We start from the raw sequence: 18,528 nt of genomic DNA, 5'->3' as shown, positions 1-18,528 counted from the left end.
CGGTCATTCTTCCTCATCCGTCTTGCGGCGGATCAGGATCTCGCGCTTGCCCACATGGTTGGCAGGGCCAATGATGCCTTCCTTCTCCATCTGGTCGATGAGCTTGGCGGCCCGGTTATAGCCGATCGACAGATGGCGCTGGATGAAGCTGGTGGACGCCCGGCCTTCCCGCATGACGATATCGACCGCCTGTTCGAAAAGACTGCCCTCGCCATCGCCGCCTCCACCGGAGGCACTCGAACTGCCGCCGGTCGCAGCGCCGTCATCATCCCCGCCCGAGACAACATCATCGTTGTAGATCGGGTCTCCCTTGGAGCGCAGATCCGCCACGACAGCTTCGACCTCCTCATCCGCCACGAACGGACCATGGACGCGCGTGATGCGACCGCCACCCTGCATGAACAGCATGTCACCCTGTCCCAGAAGCTGCTCGGCGCCCTGTTCCTGGAGGATGGTCCGGCTGTCGAACTTGCTGATGACCTGAAAGGAGATCCGGGTCGGGAAGTTGGCCTTGATGGTACCGGTGATGACATCCACGGAGGGCCGCTGCGTCGCCATGATGACGTGAATGCCCGCCGCACGTGCCTTCTGGGCCAGACGCTGGACCGCGGACTCGATTTCCTTGCCCGCCACCATCATGAGATCCGCCATCTCGTCGATGACCACGACAATATAGGGCAGGTTCTCCAGCGGTACCTGCTGCTCGTCGAAGACGGGCTTGCCGGTTTCGGGGTCAAAGCCGGTCTGGACACGCTTGGTCACCATCTCGCCCGTCGTCCGGATCTGCGTGACGCGTTCGTTGTAACCGTTGATATTGCGAACCTGAAGATGGGCCATCAGGCGATACCGACGGTCCATTTCTTGCACCGTCCATTTGAGCGCGCTGACAGCTTTGTGCGGTTCGGTCACGACGGGGGTCAGCAAGTGCGGAATGCCGTCATAGATCGACAGTTCGAGGATCTTCGGGTCGATCATGATGAGGCGGCATTCTTCCGGGCTGAGTCGGTAGAGCAGCGATAGGATCATCGCGTTCACACCCACGGATTTACCCGAACCGGTGGTGCCCGCCACCAGTAGATGCGGCATCTTCGCCAGGTCCGTATAAACCGGGACACCGGCAATGTCCTTGCCTAGCGCGATCTGCAAACGCCCCGTGCCGTTCGCCCATTCGGGCGTCTGGAGCAGCTCGGAGAAGTACACGGTTTCGCGCTTGGCGTTCGGGACTTCAATACCGATCACGTTGCGGCCCGGAACCGTGGCAATGCGCACGCTCAGGACGGACAGGGAGCGCGCCACGTCATCCGCCAGCCCGATCACGCGGGACGAGCGGATGCCCGGTGCGGGTTCCAGTTCATACAGCGTGACGACCGGCCCGGCGTGAATGTCCCCGATTGTGCCCTGAACGCCATAATCAGCCAGAACGCTTTCCAGAAGACGGGCATTGGATTGCAGCGTTTCCTGTGAGGGGCCCGTAGTGGCATGGGGCGGTGGCGGGTTCAGAAGCTGAAGCGCCGGGAGCTGCCAGCCTGTTCCGGACGGAGAGCGTGGAGCCGGCCGTGGCGTGGCGGCAACCGGCGCGGCCGGACATTCGGCCCGGCGCATGCCGAAGAAGCCGCGTTTCTCCGGCACGGGCTGCGGCTGGGGCTCGATGCTGCTCTGCGGATACTCGTCATCGCCCTCGTCATCCACATGGCGCGGTGCGGGCGGAGCGGAATCACGCTGCCGGGCAATCTGGGCCAGACGTTCGGCATAGGGGTTGGAAGGGGCGTCCTCTTCCTGCGGGAGGGGGGGTGGTGTCGGGGAGGTTCTGCGCGTGGCGGCAGGAGCCTCGTAGGAATCGTCCGGCCCTTCAAGGGGTGGCTGCATCCAACCTGTGTTTTCCGGCACGAACGGCTCGGGCCGCGTCCGCGGGTCGCTGCGTCCAAAACTCCGGCGCAGGAAGGATAGAGGGGTCGCGTCAGCAGCTGGCGCACCACCCGCCGGGCTGGTCTGAAATTCATAGAGGCGAGGGTCTGGTGCGGGGCGTCCGGGTGTATCCTGAGGCCCGTTCATGCGACGTGCCAGATCGAGCGGCTTGCGTCCCAGCAGAAGCAGACCCTGTCCCAGAGCGCGCCATTCGCGTCCCTGAAGCCCCATGGCCAGAGGCATGAGAATACCCATCAAGGCCAGAACCAGCAGAACGGCGATGGCATTGCCGGCCGCACCGGCTTCCGCCTGCGCTGCGTCAAGAATTCGGTGGGCGCAGGAGACACCCATTTCCCCGCCCAGTCCGCTGGCAGTCGGCCATCCGACCTGAAGACCGGGGATGAGAAGCTGGAGGGTGCCGATGAAGGTCGCGCCCGCCGGAAGCAGGGCCAGCGCCGAGAGCACGCGGACAATCGGCACGCTCATTCCATGGTGGCGCACCATCCGCCAGGACCAGGCCAGCAGCACCACGATCGGCAGTCCGGCCCCAAGGCCGAGCCACTGGATCAGCCCGTCGGAAACGGTCGCGCCCGTCCGGCCGAGGTAGTTGGTCGGCTGCGTTCCGGTCGAGGTGTTGAAGGAGGGGTCGTGCGGATTGAAGCTCCAGAGTGCGATTCCGATTCCGACCGCAAGGATCAGCAGGCTGAGCCCGAGCAGTTCCATGAAACGGGCGCGCAGGGCGCTGCGTAATCCGGGTGTCATATGCCGGTCATGCGCGTCACGAACGATGTTGCGCATTGTGCTGGTCGATCGGCTGAACGCGGCCAAGTCTCGTCACCCCGTCGGTTTTCTGGTTTGCGATGCTGGAATTTCTTCTGAACTATAGCTGACAGGTCTCTGAATACAGAAGGAAAATTAAGAAACTGTGGCGGAATGTCGCCAGATCGTCACCTTTGCTGCGCCGAAGCGGCGTGAGGACAGGATTTCTGGCGTCAATGTGGGCATAAAGTGTTCAGAAGGAGGCACGATCGGTGTGAAATCTTCCGTTGCACCGGTTTCCGCAACGATCAGGGCGCCCTCTGCCAGCCACCCTGTCCGCGCCAGCGCCCGCAATCCCGATTCGACCAGCCCCTTGCCATAGGGAGGGTCGAGAAAGACCAGCGTATGCGGTTCCGTTGCGCGGGGAGGGTGAGTGACACTGCAACTCAGGACGCGCGCACGGTCCCGCTCGCGGCAGACATCCAGATTGGCGCGCAGAGCCGCCAGCGCCGCCCTGTCCCGTTCGATGAAAGAAGCCCGGATAGCTCCGCGTGACAGGGCTTCAAGCCCCAGAGCGCCTGTTCCGGCATAGGCGTCCAGGACAATGGCCTGTTCCAGTTCCTCCCGTCCGTACCAGGGCGCATGGGCCAGCATGTCGAAAATGGCCTGCCGCGTCCGGTCCGAGGTTGGACGTGTGCTATTGCCGTTCGGCGCCACCAGCGCGCGACCTTTGTTTTCCCCCCCAACAATCCGCATGGATCAGCGCGTCCGCTTCCGGGACGGGGCCGGCAGGTCGGGGATCTGTTCGCGCAGGATCTTGCCCGGCACTTCCTCAAGTTCGCGTACCTTGAGCTGACCGAGCTGGAACGGCCCGTAAGACAGGCGGATCAGACGGCTGACATGCAGGTTCAGTCCTTGCATGACGCGCCGGATCTCACGGTTCTTGCCTTCCCGCAGGCTGACCGTCAGCCAGGAATTGTCGCCTTTCGTGGAGTCCAGCGCTGCTTCGATGGAACCGTATTTCACGCCTTCATATTCGAAGCCGTTGGCAAGGGAGGCCAGACGCTTTTCATCTACCACGCCAAAAACGCGCACGCGGTAGCGGCGCACCCAGGCATTGCCCGGCAGCTCCAGCCGCCGGGCCAGTTCGCCGTCATTGGTCAGCAGCAGAAGACCCTCGGAATTGATGTCCAGTCGCCCCACGCTGATGACGCGCGGCATCCCTTCCGGCAGCTTTTCGAAGACGGTCGGCCGTCCCTGCGGGTCCCTGTGTGTGGTCAGCAGGCCATCCGGCTTGTGATACCGCCAGAGGCGTGTACGTTCGGGGACATCGATCGGTTTGCCATCGACCAGCACGATATCGCCCGGCTGTATAAATGTTGCCGGATGCGTGACGAGCTGGCCGTCCAGTTTGACGCGGTTGTCCTCGATCATGCGTTCCACATCTCGCCGGCTGGCGACGCCGGAGCGGGCCAGATACTTGGCGATGCGTTCGCCCTTGGGGGAATTGTTTTCTTCGGTCATCGTGCTGCTGCCTCCACCAGCGCCGCATACAGGCGACGGTCGCCGGGGTCGAGGGTGAATTCGGGGTGCCACTGCACGCCAATGGCAAAAGGAACGTCATCAAGTTCGATGGCTTCGATGATACCGTCCGGAGCGCGGGCTGAAACTGTTGCCCGTCCGGCGTTCCGCACGGCCTGATGATGGGATGAGTTCACATTCATCCGTTCCGTCCCCACAATCCGCGCCAGACGGGTGTCGGGCAGGAGGGCGACCTCATGTCCCGGCTCGTGACGCGGATTGGGCTGTTCGTGCAGACGTTCCGGCGGCAGGTGCTGGATCAGCGTGCCATCGGCTTCCACGGCCAGAAGCTGCATTCCGCCACAGATCCCCAGAACCGGCTTCCTCTGCCGCAGCGCGGCGCGCAGGAGTGCCTGCTCGGCGGCTGTCCGGGCAGGGCGTGGTGTGGTCAGCGGATGAGGGACCTCGCCATAAAGCGCCGGATCGATATCAAAGGCTCCACCCGTGACGATCAGTCCATCCAGCCGGCTTATCAGGTCTTCCGCGTCGCCCGTATAACCCAGTCCGACCGGCAGGCCTCCAGCCATGCTGACGGCAGTGAAATAGTTTTCCCGGAGGGCGTGGAAAGGATATCGTGAGAACTGGCCGCTCCCACCAGGTTCATGGTCAAGGGTCAGGCCGATGAGAGGTGGACGGGAAGGGATCATACGCCGCATCATCGCATCATGATTCAGGACGAGACAAGCCTTTCTCCGTCAGGGTTCCGCACCGATGCCCGCCATGCCATGCGGATGGCCCTTCAGGCGGCGCAGGCGGCGGCGGACAGGGGAGAAGTGCCGGTCGGGGCCGTTGTCCTGGGGCCGGACGGGACGGTACTTTCCGTGGCATCCAACCGCGTGGAAGCCACGCATGACGCTTCCGCCCATGCCGAACTGCTGGCCATGCAGGAGGCGGCGTCCCGCCTCGGCTCGCCACGTCTGAGTGGCTGTACGGTGGTCGTCACGCTTGAACCCTGCCCGATGTGCGCGGCGGCGATGGTGCATTTCCGGATCGCGCGCGTGGTGTTTGGAGCCTATGACCCGAAGGGGGGTGGCGTGGAACATGGCCCCCGTCTTTTCGAACGTCCCGGTTGCCTGCACCGGCCTGACGTCATTGGAGGGGTGAGGGAAACCGAGGCTTCCCGCCAGCTCAGGATTTTTTTCCAGAAGCTTCGGCAACGGCAAACGGAACGGCTTACGGATGTTTCACACGGCGTTCAGCTTGCGGAACGGAACGCGCGTTCATAGTTCTGACCTGTAACGACCGCTCACCTGCAACCCGTCGGGATGGATATGACCTCACGTTTCCGCACTTCCCTCGCCGCTTTCGCCGCCACTACCATGCTGGTCACGGCTCCAGTCGCGCTGGCTGACTCGGCCACCACCGCGTCCGGAGCCATCAAGCCCCAGACCGGGGTTCAGGCGCTTCCGAACTTCGTTAACCTCGTGAAGCAGGTGAAACCGGCCGTCGTCTCCATCACGTCGCATATCAAGGCTGATGTCGCGGACGAGGAAGAAGACGGTCCCGGCGGTGGGGGCGGAATGGGAGGCATGGGCGGTTCGCCTTTTCCTTTCCCCTTTCCGTTCCAGATGATGCCGCAGCAGCAGCCCCGCCGCACGGTCGAGGCCCGCGGGTCCGGCTTCATCATCTCGCCTGACGGTTATGTCGTCACGAACAACCATGTCGTGAATGGCGCCACCAAGGTGACGGTCACGCTCGATGACGGCACGACGCTACCCGCCAAGATCATCGGACGCGATCCGAAGACGGATGTCGCCCTTCTGCGCGTCAAGCCAACCGGCAAGCTGCCCTTCATCGAACTGGGCGATTCCGATGAGGTCCAGCCGGGCGAATGGGTGATCGCCGTGGGTAATCCCTACGGTCTCGGCGGTACGGTGACGGCAGGCATCGTCTCTGCCCTCGGACGTGATCTCCATTCCGGCGCATATAATGACTTCATCCAGGTCGATGCGCCGATCAATCACGGTAATTCCGGTGGCCCCCTGTTCACGCAGGACGGCAAGGTCGTCGGGATCAACTCCATGATCATCTCTCCCAATGGCGGCGGCTCCATTGGTATTGGTTTCGCCATTCCGTCCAACACCGTGAAATCCGTGGTCAGCCAGCTTCAGAAGACTGGTCATGTTATTCGGGGCTATCTCGGAATCGAAGGGCAGGACATCTCTCCGACCATGGCGCAGGCCCTCAACCTGAAGGCTCCCGAGCCGGGGGCCCCGCCCCATGGCGCGCTTGTGGCATCCGTTTCCAAATCCAGCCCGGCCGAGAAGGCAGGGATTAAGAGTGGCGACGTCATCCTCACTCTGAACGGCAAGCCGATCAAGAACGGGCATGATCTGGCCGTGAAAGTGGTGTCCATCGCGCCGGGTACGAAGGCAACCCTTGGGCTGCTGCGTGACGGCAAGCCCATGGATGTGGACTTCACCGTTGGCAACCTTTCCGCCCATGATCACGGAGACGGTGACGGCAGCGATGCCACCCAGAATTCCGGAACCGGCAAGCTTGGCGTCTCCCTGGCGTCCCTGACGCCGCGCACCCGTCAGGAACTGGGGCTGGATGACAGCGTGCAGGGAGCCGTCGTAGCGGATATCGTTCAGGGCTCTCCTGCCGATCAGGCCGGAATCCGTCCTGGTGACATCATTGTCGCGGTCGGCAATCACGTAACGCCGTCCCCGCGCGCCGTGGTCTCGCAGGTCCATGAGGCCCTGTCCCACAAGCAGCCGCCTCTGCTCCGTATCCTGCGTGATGGCCAGCAGCTCTTTGTCGCTGTCTCTCCGAACGGGTCGGATGATGACGGTTCTGATGACGGGCAGTAAGGCCGTCACGGAATGACAGGCTGGCCTGCGGGCCGGTCATGGAAAAGGCGGAAGGACCATGTCCTTCCGCCTTTTTTGTAGCGTTGTGCCCGGCCGGAAAGCTGACAGTGATGCGTTAGGACAGGATCTTTCTCAGCATTCCGGAAAGTTGACCGCCAGTCCGCCGAGGGATGTTTCCTTGTAGCGATGGTTCATGTCGCGTCCGGTTTCCGCCATGGTGCGGATGACCTGATCGAGGGAGACATGATGGCTGCCATCCCCGTGCATCGCGAGAGACGCCGCATTGATCGCCTTCACTGCGCCGAAGGCGTTGCGCTCGATGCACGGTATCTGCACAAGCCCTGCCACCGGGTCGCAGGTCATGCCCAGATGATGCTCCATTGCGATTTCGGCGGCGTTTTCCACCTGAAGCGGGGTCGCTCCCAGCGCAGCGGCCAGTCCAGCCGCCGCCATGGATGCCGCAACGCCCACTTCCCCCTGACAGCCGACCTCCGCACCCGAAATGGAAGCGTTCAGCTTGAACAGCCCGCCGATGGCGGCTGCCGTCAGTAGAAAGCGCCGCTGACCGTCCAGCGTATAATCTGGGCAGAAGTCACGGTAATAGCGCAGCACGGCAGGGATGACACCCGAAGCGCCATTGGTCGGCGCCGTCACGACACGCCCGCCTGATGCGTTCTCTTCATTGACGGCGATGGCGAACAGGCTGATCCAGTCCATGACGGCATGGGGCGAAGGCCGGTTGCTGAGTTTCGTTTCCTCCAGCTTCCGATAAAGCGTTGCGGCACGCCGACGCACATTCAGGCGGCCAGGCAGCGTGCCGGAATGGTGCAGTCCGGCCTTGATGCAGTTCATCATGACATCGGCAATCCGGTCGAGATAGGCCTCGATCTCCGCCCGGGCGCGCAGGGCGCTCTCATTGGCCAGAACGACACCTGCGATATCCATTCCCGTTTCCGCCACACGCGCCAGCAGTTCTTCTCCGTTCCGGAAATCATGCGGCATGTCCGGCAGGGTATAGGATGTGGTCTCGGCTGCGTTTTCCGGCACTATGAACCCGCCTCCTACCGAACAGAACCGCTGGCATGAGAGGCAGTCGCCTTCAGGAGAGAAGGCCTCGAACTGAAGCGTGTTGGGATGGAACACGGGAACGGTCTCCCGGTCCAGGATGATGTCCCGTTCCGGATCGAAGGGAAGAACGCCCTCCGCCCTGTGCAGGACATGTTTTTCCCGTGCCGTCCGGACGATCCTGTCAGCATGGGCCGGATCAACCGTTTCGGGAATCTCACCCGCCAGACCGAGAATGACGGCACGATCCGTCGCATGGCCCTTCGCCGTCCATGCCAGGGAACCGTAGAGTGTGACCTTCAGATGTGCGGGTATCTGGTCTGATGGCAGACTGCCCATGAAACGATGGGCCGCCCGCATTGGACCAACGGTGTGGGACGAAGATGGCCCGATACCGATCCGGAAGAGGTCAAACAGGCTGATCATGGAACTTTACCATTCTGAAACAGAAAACGTCTGCCCTTCTGGCGCCTCCGGTCAGGATCTGACAAGCGGGTTGGCGCCGTTTCGTTCAGGGGCGTTCCTGTCAGAACGGTACCCGTGCGCCATTAGGCGCTGACTTCCGCCAGAAGGGCGTCTACATCCTGTGGCCGCGTATAGAAACTGGTGACAAGCCGGATCAGGGTACCGGATACGCCTTCCGGCGTTGGCCAGCGGTAGAATCCGTATCCCGCAGCTTCAAGATCCCTGACAACCGGCTCCGGCAGGATGACGAAAACCTCGTTTCCATGCGTCTCATAAGGGAGATGCGCTCCAATATGCCGGTGCAGTCCCTGTGCCAAGCGCTGGGCCATGGCATTGGCCTGTGCGCCGTTTTTCAGCCAGACATTATCATCGAGAAGCGCCAGAAGCTGGGCGCTGAGGAAGCGCTGCTTGGACCACAGATGTCCACTGCGCTTGACCCGGCGCAGGAAGTCCCTGGCGGGTGCCGCCGTCCGGTCATTGAGGAAAAACACGACTGCTTCTGCTGCCAGCGCCCCGCATTTCGTTCCTCCGAACGTCAGGACATCAATGCCCGCCCGCCAGGTTACGTCCGCCGGCTCACACCCCAGATGGGCGACGGCATTGCTCAGCCGAGCGCCATCCAGATGCACGGCAAGGTCATGGTCATGGGCCAGACCCGCGAGTGCTTTAAGGGCATCGGGCGCGTAGGTCAGACCCCATTCGTTGGCCTGCGTTAGGGAAAGGGCCTGAATGGGCGGGGCCAGAATACCGCTCTGCCGGTTGGCCTTAAGAACAACTTCCAGAGCCGCTGCATCCATGCGGCCATCGTCGGAGGGAATGCTGACAAGCTTCGCTCCATGGGTGAAGAATTCCGGTGCGCCGCCTTCGTCGTTGTTGATATGGGCGCTCTGGTCGCACACGATGGAGCCATAGGGCGCCGTCAGTGCGGAGAGGGCCAGACTGTTGGCTGCCGTTCCGGTCACAATGGGGAAAACGGCGACGTCCGCTCCGAAAACTTTACCGAAACGCCCGTTCAGCGCACCGCTCAGATCATCGTCGCCGTAAGATCCCACACATCCCGTGCCGGCCTGCAGAATGGCCTCAACAACCTCGGGACAGGCAGGAGTGACGTTGTCACTGGCGAAATTCTTGCGTATTTCCTCGGTCACGAGATTGTCCTCAAAAGATTTCTGAGACCGTCGCGGGTCGTACACAGAAGCGTAATCGAAACCCCGATCCGTTGTCATCCGGAGAACCCATAATCATGCTGTCCCCCGAACTGGCTGCAAAACTCATTGATGGCAAAGGCATTGCCCGGACGCTGACGGATCAGATCGGCCGCGAAGTCCAGAGTTTTATGGACGAGGGAAACGCCGTGCCGGGGCTCGCCGTCGTACTGGTCGGTAATGATCCCGCCTCGGAGGTCTACGTCAAGAACAAGGCCATCCAGACCCATCGCGCCGGTATGCGGTCCTTCATGAACATGATGCCGCAGAGCACCACCCAGAACGAGCTGCTGGACCTGATCGCACAGCTCAACGCCAATCCGCAGATCCACGGTATCCTCGTACAGCTGCCCCTGCCACCGCAGATCGATCCCGCCATCGTGACAAACGCCATCGCGCCGCACAAGGACGTGGACGGTCTGGGAGAGGTCAATGCCGGCCGTCTTGCGCTGGGTATTGACGGAATTGTGCCCTGCACGCCGCTGGGCTGTCTGATGCTGCTTCAGTCCGTGCATGAAGACATGACGGGAAAGCATGCGGTCGTAATCGGGGCGTCCAATCTCGTGGGGAAACCGATGGCCCAGCTTCTGCTGAATAAGAACTGCACGGTCTCCGTCGCCCACATCCATACGCGCGATACAAAGGCGCTGGCGCGGGAAGGGGACATTCTTGTCGTCGCGACCGGCAAGAGTGGGCTCGTGCGCGGGGACTGGATCAAGCCGGGCGCAACCGTCATCGATGTCGGAATCACCCGCGTCCCGGTCGGGGATGGCAAGACGCGGCTGGTGGGGGATGTCGTTTTTGACGAGGCGCTTCCGGTCGCGGGACGCATTACGCCTGTCCCCGGCGGTGTCGGGCCAATGACCATCGCCTGCCTGCTGCACAATACCCTCCAGGCCGCCCGATACGCCCGGCACATCCAGAAAGGAAATCCTTCTTCATGACATGTGTCTCCATTGAACTGGTCCCCCGTTCAAAAGAGGCCCTCCGGGCAGACGTGGAGACAGTACGGCATGTTCTGCCTCAGGTCGGGATGCTGAATATCCCGGACCTGCTGCGGTTCGATCTGCGAAGTTATGAAGCGGCGTCCGAAGTGGCGGGTGAATATCCCCTTGAGGTCATCCCGCATATCCGTGCCATCGATATCGCGCCGGGGGCTCCGCTGCCTGGCGTAAACCTCCCCAATCTCAAGGCTGTGCTGGTCGTGGCGGGCGATCCGCCCCCGGCGGGAGGAGGGCATGTTATTTACCCCAACACCTCCACGCAGATCATCGAACGTTATCGCCGGGAAGCACCGCATCTGGATGTTTATGGCGTCTTTGACCCCTACCGGCGTGCGCCATGGCTTGAACTCGAGGAAGTTGCCCGCAAGCGTGACGCCGGGGTCCGTGGTTTCTTCACGCAGCCTCTTTTTGAACGCCCGATGCTGGAACTGTGCATGGACTGGCTGCGGGACGACACGGTGTTCTGGGGCATTTCACCCGTTCTGGGAGAGCGTTCCCGCCGGTACTGGGAGCGGATCAATCACGTGGTTTTCCCCCATGATTATGACGGCACACTGGAAGGTAACATCGCCGCTGCGCGCCAGATGCTGACAATGATCCGGGAAAAAAATGACAATGCCTACATTATGCCCCTGAAAGTGGATCTTGCATCTTATCTCGGAGAGCTGAGTGATATTATAACGGCTTAGAACCGAAATCAGAACGGAAGGCCGGTCCGGATGCATAGACGCCTTTTTCTCTTGTCCCTGCTGGGAGGCGTACTGGTCCCGCCCGTACTCTGCGCGAAGACCCCGGCTGATCCAGCCCGGATCTTTGCCCCGCTGGTCCTTCCGGATGCGCCAAATGCCTATCGTTCCGGTTCCGGTCTGCCAGGTCCGCAGTACTGGCAGAACCGCACGGATTACACGATTCATTCCCGGATCGACACGCAGACCCATGTCCTGCATGGCTCCGAAACGGTAGCCTATACCAATAACAGCCCCGACCAGCTTGATATCCTCTGGCTTCAGCTCGACCAGAACATCTACCGTCCTGATGCCCGCGCCGTATACGGGGACCGGTATGACAGCCACCATACGGATGGCCTGACCGTCGAGCGCGTCTCGATCGTTCAGGGTGGTCATGAAACCGAGATCACGCCCCTGATTTCGGATACGCGGATGCAGCTCCGCCTGCCGCGTCTGATCGAAGCGCATGGTATGGCCTATGTGAAAGTGGACTGGCATTACACCCTTCCCGGTCCCTGGGGCGGACGTACGGCAGTAACGCCGAATCGGGCGGGTGACATTTATGAAATTGCGCAGTGGTATCCGCGCCTGAGCGTGTATGACGATCGTCGCGGCTGGAACACGCTGCCCTATCTGGGGCAGGAATTTTTCCTGGAATACGGTAATTTCGATTACAGCGTGACGGTGCCGTGGAACTATACGCTCGTCGGATCAGGTGCACTTCTGAACCCGGAGCAGACCCTGACGCCAACGGAGCGCTCCCGCCTCGCCCAGGCCGCCCAGAGCGATACGCGCGTCATGATCCGGACGCTTGATGACGTCACGGACCCGAAGAGCCATCTGAAACAGAGCGGCGAAGCGACATGGCATTACGGCATGCACAATTCCCGTGACGTGGCGTTTGCAGCGTCACCATCCTTCCTGTGGGATGCCGCACGCATCAGGCTGCAGCCTGTCGTCCCGTGGGCGAACTATCATCCCGTGCCGCGGCTGGCGATGTCCATCTATCCGCGGGAAGGCATCGGCCCCCATGGCTGGGACCGCTCCACCGAATACGTCAAGCACGCCATCGAATACTTCTCGTCCCAGTGGTACGAGTATCCTTGGCCAAACGCCGTCAATCTGGCTGGGCATGGTGCGGGCATGGAGTATCCCGGCATCGTGTTCGACGGCATCAGCGATCGTGATCCGGAACTGTTCTGGATCACGACCCATGAACTGGGACATAGCTGGTTCCCCATGATAGTCGGCACTGACGAGCGCCGTAACGCCTTCATGGACGAAGGCTTCAACACCTTCATTGATGCCTATGCATCCGATCACTTCAAAAACGGCGAATTCGCCCCCAAACGCGATTCGGAATTCGCACCGGAAACCGGAAATCCGGCACAGGACATCGTTCCCGTCCTGACGGACCCGCAGGCTCCCACTCTCATGACGCCGGCTGACGCCATTTCCGAGCATTACCGTCACAGCGTTTCCTATTTCAAAGGCGCCTATGGGCTGAAACTGCTTCGGGAGCAGATCCTCGGTCCGGTCCGGTTCGATGCGGCGTTCCGGCGCTATATTGCAAGCTGGGCATTCCGTCACCCGTCCCCCTCGGATTTCTTCCGTATGATGGAAAGCGAAGGCGGGGAGGATCTCGGCTGGTTCTGGCGCGGCTGGTACTTCACGAATGCTGCCCCGGATTACGCGCTCGGACATATCCGGCGTGACGCTGGAAAACCGGCCGAAGTCCAGGTTCTGAATTATGGAACGTTGCCCCTGCCTGTCGTCCTTCATGCGGAGTATGCGGACGGCCATTCGGAAGATGTCCGCATCCCCACCGAGGCCTGGCGGCAGAAAAGCGATATACAGGTTACTTTGTCAGCCCATTCAGGACTGAAGGCCGTTACGCTGGACCCGAATCACGTTATTCCGGATATCGACCGTGCGGATAACAGGGCAGTGCTTGCGCCCTGAGGCAGGGCTTCGTGGTGAAGGCGTGGAATGGTCTTCACCATGGGTTTTCCCTGCAGGCGGCCAGCGAGAAGGGCCGCGCAAAACGCACCCTTCTCAGCCCGTCAATTCCAGTGACGAACGATCGAGAGAGGTCGAAGACGTCGCGGAGGCCTGAAACGCAGGCATGGAGGCATCCGGAGGGATAGAAGCGCTCAGGCCTTCGATCATGTCAGTGTTGATATCGATGATGGGCTGAATACTGTCAGTGTTGTTCAGGGCCTTGTTCGACTGGTTCATGGACCAGCTTCCCAGTGTCAGAAGATCCTTCTGGAGAATGACATCCAGCGGGCAGTCAACGCGCTGGAGGCTCTGCATCAGAATGCCCCAGAGTTTCAGATTGGCTGAGAGTGCTTCGACTCGTTCATGGGACCGTCTGGCCCGTGCCAGCAGATCATTGACGTGACGGAAGGCCATGGCTTCCAGTTCGCGGGGTGGCAGATAGGCACCAGACTGCTTCTGGTATTGTGAGGCGGCGTAGGTCATGGGCAGAAACTCCGTCAGGAAAAGAACTGTTTCAGCGGTATTCCGAAATTCGTGGAGGAAAAATCTCCCGGCGCATGCAGAAAACCGCTGAAGCAGTTCCGGCAGGATGATGAAGGGTGCCAGTAGTCCGGCACCCTTCATCCAGCATCAGCCGCGGAACAGGGTCATGATGTTGGAGGACTGGGAATTGGCAATGGACAGGGACTGGATGGCCAGCTGCTGCTTCGTCTGAAGTGAGGTCAGCTTGGCGCTTTCCGCTGCCAGATCGGCATCCGTCAGGGCGCCAACACCCGTCGTTAGGGAGTCGGACAGGGCACTGTTGGAGCTCTGAAGCTGCGTGATGGTATTGGATGCCACACCCAGGCTGGAGGTGATGCGGCTCATCTTGTTGATAGCACCCGTGACGGCAAGCTGGACAACGTCCGTGCCGGATGTGGTGGCCGTTGTTGCAGCGGCCTGTGTATCGGCCGTCAGGGACATGCTCGTTCCGGCCGCAGACATGGTTCCGAACTGGACACCACTGCTGGCGTCCAGATTTCCGCCTGCGATCGTGAGGGTGCCGTCATTGGCGCGGGAAATTCCGAACCCGGCATTGCTCACGGCTGTCATGAGCGTGGTGGTGCGATCCGTGTCGCTGCTGGCCTTGCTGGTGTCCACATCCACGATCTGGGTGTTGCGGGTCGCATTGCCATTGCTGTCGAAGCCGCTGCTGATGGTGTAGGTCGCGTTGCCGCTGGCGTCGGAGGACTGGGTAATCGAGTAGCTTTTGGACGGATCAGAAGAATTGTTGAAGGTATAGACGGTCGAACCATCCGAGTTCGAAACCGGATTTCCACCCGTGATGGTAAGGGAGCCGGAGCTGCTTGCACTGACGGCTGTGCCGGCTGTGCCTGTGGCGAGGCCGATGGCAGAATTGATTTCAGATGCCAGTGCGCTGCCGGCACCCGATGTGGCGCCCGGCGCATCGTCCAGAACGAAGGCCGTGGTCGTGGCCGGGTCATTGGCGGTGCCATCGCCATTGACAGCCGTTGTGCTCTGAAGGGTGAGCGTGTCAGCCGTGGCGCCCGTGGCGGACAGGGTCGCAGCCGCAGAGTCAGCACCGGCTAGAGACAAGGTGGCACCCTTCATGGTGGTGCTCAGGCCGTCGAGACCGAGTCCACTGGCCGTGGCGTTGAAGCCGCTCTGGGTGAAGAGGTTGCCGTTGCTGTCCTGCGCGGCAGACACGGATGTGTATTTCACGCTGCCGCCCGTCTGACCGGAGAGCAGGTTGATGCCCTGGAAAGATGAATTGTCGGTCGCGACGTTGATTTGCTTCAAGTAGCTGGTGAGCTGGCTGTTCAGCGTGTCTTGGTTCTCACCGTTATTGGCGGCGTTCGTAACCGTTTCCGACATGTTGCTCAGCGTGTCGGCGATGGCACTTCCCTGCGTGCTGGCCGTGGACAGGGCCGCGCCGGCGAACTGCAGTCCCGTGGAAACGCCCTTGAGCGCCGAGATCTGGGAGTTCATGGTCTGTGAAATGGCATAGATGGCCGGATTGTCGCTTGCGGAAGCCACGCTCTTGCCTGTGGAAACGGCGTTCTGGGTCTGATCCAGCTGAGCCGTGGTCTGGTTCAGGACTGTCAGGGCCGACATGGCCGCAGTATTGGTATTGATTGACATCGACATGGGATTTTCTCCGTCAGTGCATTTTTGCTCCTTCACGATAGGGGATTAGTAGTTAATGGAACCTGAATCAGGTTCGTTAAAAATTAGAGACGAAATTACCATAAAAATATTAATGAATGATTAAATTGACGGGAAAAATGACATTTTCTAAGTAAATATTGGAAAATAATAGCCCTCCATTTGGTTCGGACTGACCTGATGGCGGCGCAGTCCATGCGGCCAGTTTGGCCCCGGCAGGCATGTGCCATGCATGGCGCTAGGCTGGCTAACTTCAGGAGGCAGTCGAACCGGACGTCCGTATCGTGGGACATTCAGCAGACAGCAGAAGATGAGGCGGTCCGAAGGTTTCCACGCATCGAGGCAAAAAGGATAGATCACGGCTTCGCTCCGGATCGTGGTGACGCTGTGGGTGCTTTCACGGTGATGGCAGAAAAGGGCTGTCACCCCGATGACGGGTAAAATTATCGGACAGGGAGCAATGAGGGCACGGTTCCGCCCGAAAACCGGGGAAACGGGATCTTTCCGCTCCAATCCGCTTTCAGGGCGATATGCGAAAACGTTATGAGCGTTCAAGCGAAGGGAACGGATACTGTCAGGATTTGTTGCTTGTGATGTCTGTCCCCCCGTGATTATGGAAAACAGTATGGCGCCCAATCTTTCTGATCCCGATCTGCCCGCCCGCATCCTTGTCGTCGAAGATGACGCAGGGATGCGAACGCTCATTCTCCGTGCCCTTCAGGGGGACGGTTTCCGTGCCCGAGGTGTTGCCAGTGGTGACGAGATGTGGACAGCGCTTCAGAGCGCTCCTGTCGATCTCATCATCATGGACATCATGCTTCCTGGCACCAATGGCATTGACCTCTGCCGCGCGCTTCGCAGCGGGCAGGGAGCCGTTCACCCTGATGAGACCCCGCCGTCCCAGGTACCCATCATCATGGTCTCTGCCCGTGGCGAGGAGCGTGACCGGGTCACCGGACTTGAATCCGGTGCGGATGACTACGTTCCCAAACCCTTCAGCCAGCGTGAACTGCTGGCACGGGTGCGGGCAGTCCTCCGCCGGGGAACATCCGTTGCCCCTACGGAGAAGGTCCGGCGCGAGAAGCTGCGCTTTGCCGGCTGGACGCTCGATCTGCGCCGTCGTGAACTCATGGACCCCACAGGGGCTACTGTGGATATTTCCGGCGCCGAACACGACCTGCTGACGAGCTTTCTCGACAATCCGCAGCGCGTCATCGCCCGTGACCGTCTGCTGGAACTGTCTCGGACGCGTCTCGGGGATGTCTCGGACCGCAGTATCGACGTGCTGGTCAGCCGTCTGCGCCGCAAGCTCGGGGCTGATGCCGATCAGCTGATCCGGACGGTTCGGGGACTGGGATACATCTTCGTGGCTGAGGTTGAACGGATCTGAACATCCAGAACCGCATATTGCTGTGGCCTCTCGGTCTGGTCGGACGTGTCTGCGTTGTCCTGACCGTGGCGGTCACGCTGGTGTTCCTCACCAACGCCGTCTTCTATGGTGAAGCGGAGATGTACATCGTCGATGATGTACGGATCGCCCAGCTTGGAGAGGCGCTGAGTACAGATCTTCGCGTTCTGGCGGCCGCTCCCGTCAGCCAGCGTTCGTTTCTTGCCGTCATGCTTTCCGGCAATGAACTGAACGTGAGCTGGCAGCCCGCGGCCTCTTCGGCGCCCCCGCCTGGTTTTCAGGTCCATCGGACGCCAGCCCTGCAGCAGCTCATCAACCGTCTCGAAAGCGATGATCCTGTTCTGGCGAAGGCACGGCTCGATCTCTACACGCTTGGGCCCGGGAGTGCGGACGTCCTGGGGTCCGAGCGCCTGCCGGACGGAAGTTTCCTGCGATTTCGCGTGCCCGGCCTTCTGGGGCATCACCGCGTCACGCGCGGACTGGCCGCCGCCGCGATCGCTGCAGGGGCGGTAGCCATCGCCGCCACCATGCTGATCCGGGGTCTCAGCATGCCGCTGCGGGCGCTGTCCTCCGTGGCGGACCGGATCGGCGCGGACGAGAACTGGGTGCCCCTTGCCGAACGTGGCCCGCGCGAAGTGCGCGGACTGGCCCATGCCATCAACGCCATGCAGACACGCATCCAGAGCCTTATCAATGACCGCACGCAGGCGCTGGCGGCTGTTTCCCATGACTTGCGCACTCCCCTGACCCGTCTGCGTCTGCGCTGTGGCTTTCTGGCTGACAAAGATGCGCAGGCGGCCATCGAGGCGGATCTCGACGAGATGGAAGGCATGGTTAATGGCGTCCTGGCCTATCTGGCCGGCGCGGATGACCCGGAAGTTCCCCGTACGATCGATATCGTCGCCACACTCAACACACTGGTGGATGATCAGGCCGATCACGGGCGGGATGCCCGTTATGAAGGGCCGGACCGGATGCTGGTACGCGTGCGGCCTCTGGCCATGAAGCGCGTGCTGTCCAATCTGGTCGAGAATGCGATTCATTATGGCGGGAATGTTCTGGCGATGCTGAAATCCCATAAGGACGGCAGTCTGGAAATTTCCATCAGCGATGGCGGTCCGGGCATTCCGGAGAGCGAATACGAGCGTGTCCTGACACCGTTCTATCGTCTGGAAGGCTCTCGCGGGCGGGCGACGGGGGGAATCGGACTAGGACTCGCCATCGTCTCGCGTGAGATCCAGCGTGAGGGAGGTGTACTGCTTCTGGGACGCGGCGATGCGTCACAGGGTTATGGCGGATTGTGCGTGACCATTATCCTGCCGGGAGCGGACGAGGGCGGAAAGCCGGTGCTGGCCTGAAGAAAAAGAAGTCGGACTAATGTAGTCCCGACACTTGCACCCGAAGCCGAAGTGGCACATGTCAGGTCTC

General features: G+C 61.1%; 15 protein-coding genes. 7 read left to right on the top strand and 8 right to left on the bottom strand.

Going from position 1 to position 18,528, the window contains the following annotated elements:
• Positions 1-3 precede the first annotated feature (3 nt).
• The 4 genes from GMO_RS07875 to GMO_RS07860 form a co-directional block, all read right to left on the bottom strand.
• The gene (locus tag GMO_RS07875) at positions 4-2,703 is read right to left on the bottom strand and encodes a DNA translocase FtsK (protein WP_008851819.1); all 2,700 of its coding nucleotides are present in this window, start codon (positions 2,701-2,703) and stop codon (positions 4-6) included.
• A 117-nt stretch (positions 2,704-2,820) separates the two neighbouring features.
• A complete protein-coding gene (gene rsmD / locus GMO_RS07870; RefSeq protein ID WP_008851818.1) occupies positions 2,821-3,420 on the bottom strand; it encodes a 16S rRNA (guanine(966)-N(2))-methyltransferase RsmD in 600 nt (199 codons plus the stop codon).
• A gap of 3 nt (positions 3,421-3,423) precedes the next feature.
• Positions 3,424-4,188 (bottom strand): pseudouridine synthase, encoded by a 765-nt coding sequence (locus tag GMO_RS07865; protein ID WP_008851817.1) that lies wholly within the window; start codon positions 4,186-4,188, stop codon positions 3,424-3,426.
• Complete coding sequence (locus GMO_RS07860) at positions 4,185-4,904, bottom strand: gamma-glutamyl-gamma-aminobutyrate hydrolase family protein (protein ID WP_008851816.1); 720 nt, start codon at positions 4,902-4,904, stop codon at positions 4,185-4,187. Before GMO_RS07860 ends, GMO_RS07865 begins: the two co-directional genes overlap by 4 nt.
• A gap of 6 nt (positions 4,905-4,910) precedes the next feature.
• Between GMO_RS07860 and GMO_RS07855 the strand changes: the two genes are divergently transcribed.
• Positions 4,911-5,471: a nucleoside deaminase gene (locus GMO_RS07855; RefSeq protein WP_008851815.1), complete on the top strand. Its 561-nt coding sequence runs from the start codon at positions 4,911-4,913 to the stop codon at positions 5,469-5,471.
• 45 nt (positions 5,472-5,516) lie between these two features.
• The gene (locus GMO_RS07850; RefSeq protein ID WP_040508787.1) at positions 5,517-7,058 is read left to right on the top strand and encodes a Do family serine endopeptidase; all 1,542 of its coding nucleotides are present in this window, start codon (positions 5,517-5,519) and stop codon (positions 7,056-7,058) included.
• Positions 7,059-7,190: 132 nt separating this feature from the next.
• Here the strand turns inward: GMO_RS07850 and GMO_RS07845 are convergent, their stop codons facing one another.
• Both GMO_RS07845 and GMO_RS07840 read right to left on the bottom strand, forming a co-directional pair.
• Complete coding sequence (locus GMO_RS07845) at positions 7,191-8,549, bottom strand: L-serine ammonia-lyase (protein ID WP_008851813.1); 1,359 nt, start codon at positions 8,547-8,549, stop codon at positions 7,191-7,193.
• 122 nt (positions 8,550-8,671) lie between these two features.
• Positions 8,672-9,736, bottom strand: coding sequence for a threonine aldolase family protein (locus GMO_RS07840; protein WP_040508786.1), 1,065 nt, complete (start codon positions 9,734-9,736; stop codon positions 8,672-8,674).
• Between the two features lie 95 nt (positions 9,737-9,831).
• Here GMO_RS07840 and folD point away from each other — a divergent pair, with 95 nt between their 5' ends.
• From folD to GMO_RS07825, 3 genes are read left to right on the top strand one after another with little or no spacing between them, the layout of a single operon-like run.
• Positions 9,832-10,737 (top strand): bifunctional methylenetetrahydrofolate dehydrogenase/methenyltetrahydrofolate cyclohydrolase FolD, encoded by a 906-nt coding sequence (gene folD / locus GMO_RS07835; protein WP_008851811.1) that lies wholly within the window; start codon positions 9,832-9,834, stop codon positions 10,735-10,737.
• Positions 10,734-11,486, top strand: coding sequence for a methylenetetrahydrofolate reductase (locus tag GMO_RS07830; protein WP_008851810.1), 753 nt, complete (start codon positions 10,734-10,736; stop codon positions 11,484-11,486). The genes folD and GMO_RS07830 overlap by 4 nt, the downstream gene beginning before the upstream one ends.
• A gap of 30 nt (positions 11,487-11,516) precedes the next feature.
• Positions 11,517-13,487 carry a M1 family metallopeptidase gene (locus GMO_RS07825; RefSeq protein ID WP_040508693.1) on the top strand — a complete coding sequence of 657 codons (1,971 nt, stop codon included), beginning with the start codon at positions 11,517-11,519 and terminating at the stop codon, positions 13,485-13,487.
• Between the two features lie 93 nt (positions 13,488-13,580).
• Here GMO_RS07825 and GMO_RS07820 read toward each other — a convergent pair whose 3' ends face one another.
• Positions 13,581-14,009, bottom strand: a complete 429-nt coding sequence (locus GMO_RS07820; RefSeq protein WP_040508785.1) for a flagellar biosynthesis regulator FlaF — start codon at positions 14,007-14,009, stop codon at positions 13,581-13,583.
• Positions 14,010-14,156: 147 nt separating this feature from the next.
• Positions 14,157-15,674, bottom strand: coding sequence for a flagellin N-terminal helical domain-containing protein (locus GMO_RS07815; protein WP_040508692.1), 1,518 nt, complete (start codon positions 15,672-15,674; stop codon positions 14,157-14,159).
• Between the two features lie 643 nt (positions 15,675-16,317).
• On the opposite strand from GMO_RS07815, the gene GMO_RS07805 reads away from it, so the two are divergent.
• Together GMO_RS07805 and GMO_RS07800 are read left to right on the top strand one after the other, a co-directional pair.
• Positions 16,318-17,082, top strand: coding sequence for a response regulator (locus GMO_RS07805; protein WP_040508784.1), 765 nt, complete (start codon positions 16,318-16,320; stop codon positions 17,080-17,082).
• 20 nt (positions 17,083-17,102) lie between these two features.
• Positions 17,103-18,458, top strand: coding sequence for an ATP-binding protein (locus GMO_RS07800; protein ID WP_050801446.1), 1,356 nt, complete (start codon positions 17,103-17,105; stop codon positions 18,456-18,458).
• Positions 18,459-18,528 lie beyond the last annotated feature (70 nt).

Source organism: Gluconobacter morbifer G707 (genome assembly GCF_000234355.1).
In the GTDB taxonomy this organism is placed as follows: domain Bacteria; phylum Pseudomonadota; class Alphaproteobacteria; order Acetobacterales; family Acetobacteraceae; genus Gluconobacter; species Gluconobacter morbifer.
Note: the sequence above shows the minus strand (reverse complement) of the source record. Positions and strands in the feature narration are given on the sequence as shown.

What these genes read in the sequence shown, in the direction of transcription:
- GMO_RS07875 (WP_008851819.1), bottom strand. Translation starts at nt 2,703, where the DNA reads ATGCGCAACATCGTTCGTGACGCGCATGACCGGCATATGACACCCGGA.
- GMO_RS07865 (WP_008851817.1), bottom strand. Translation starts at nt 4,188, where the DNA reads ATGACCGAAGAAAACAATTCCCCCAAGGGCGAACGCATCGCCAAGTAT.
- GMO_RS07805 (WP_040508784.1), top strand. Translation starts at nt 16,318, where the DNA reads ATGGCGCCCAATCTTTCTGATCCCGATCTGCCCGCCCGCATCCTTGTC.
- GMO_RS07825 (WP_040508693.1), top strand. Translation starts at nt 11,517, where the DNA reads ATGCATAGACGCCTTTTTCTCTTGTCCCTGCTGGGAGGCGTACTGGTC.
- GMO_RS07845 (WP_008851813.1), bottom strand. Translation starts at nt 8,549, where the DNA reads ATGATCAGCCTGTTTGACCTCTTCCGGATCGGTATCGGGCCATCTTCG.
- rsmD (WP_008851818.1), bottom strand. Translation starts at nt 3,420, where the DNA reads ATGCGGATTGTTGGGGGGGAAAACAAAGGTCGCGCGCTGGTGGCGCCG.
- GMO_RS07860 (WP_008851816.1), bottom strand. Translation starts at nt 4,904, where the DNA reads ATGATGCGGCGTATGATCCCTTCCCGTCCACCTCTCATCGGCCTGACC.
- GMO_RS07820 (WP_040508785.1), bottom strand. Translation starts at nt 14,009, where the DNA reads ATGACCTACGCCGCCTCACAATACCAGAAGCAGTCTGGTGCCTATCTG.
- GMO_RS07815 (WP_040508692.1), bottom strand. Translation starts at nt 15,674, where the DNA reads ATGTCGATGTCAATCAATACCAATACTGCGGCCATGTCGGCCCTGACA.
- GMO_RS07855 (WP_008851815.1), top strand. Translation starts at nt 4,911, where the DNA reads ATGATTCAGGACGAGACAAGCCTTTCTCCGTCAGGGTTCCGCACCGAT.
- GMO_RS07850 (WP_040508787.1), top strand. Translation starts at nt 5,517, where the DNA reads ATGACCTCACGTTTCCGCACTTCCCTCGCCGCTTTCGCCGCCACTACC.
- folD (WP_008851811.1), top strand. Translation starts at nt 9,832, where the DNA reads ATGCTGTCCCCCGAACTGGCTGCAAAACTCATTGATGGCAAAGGCATT.
- GMO_RS07830 (WP_008851810.1), top strand. Translation starts at nt 10,734, where the DNA reads ATGACATGTGTCTCCATTGAACTGGTCCCCCGTTCAAAAGAGGCCCTC.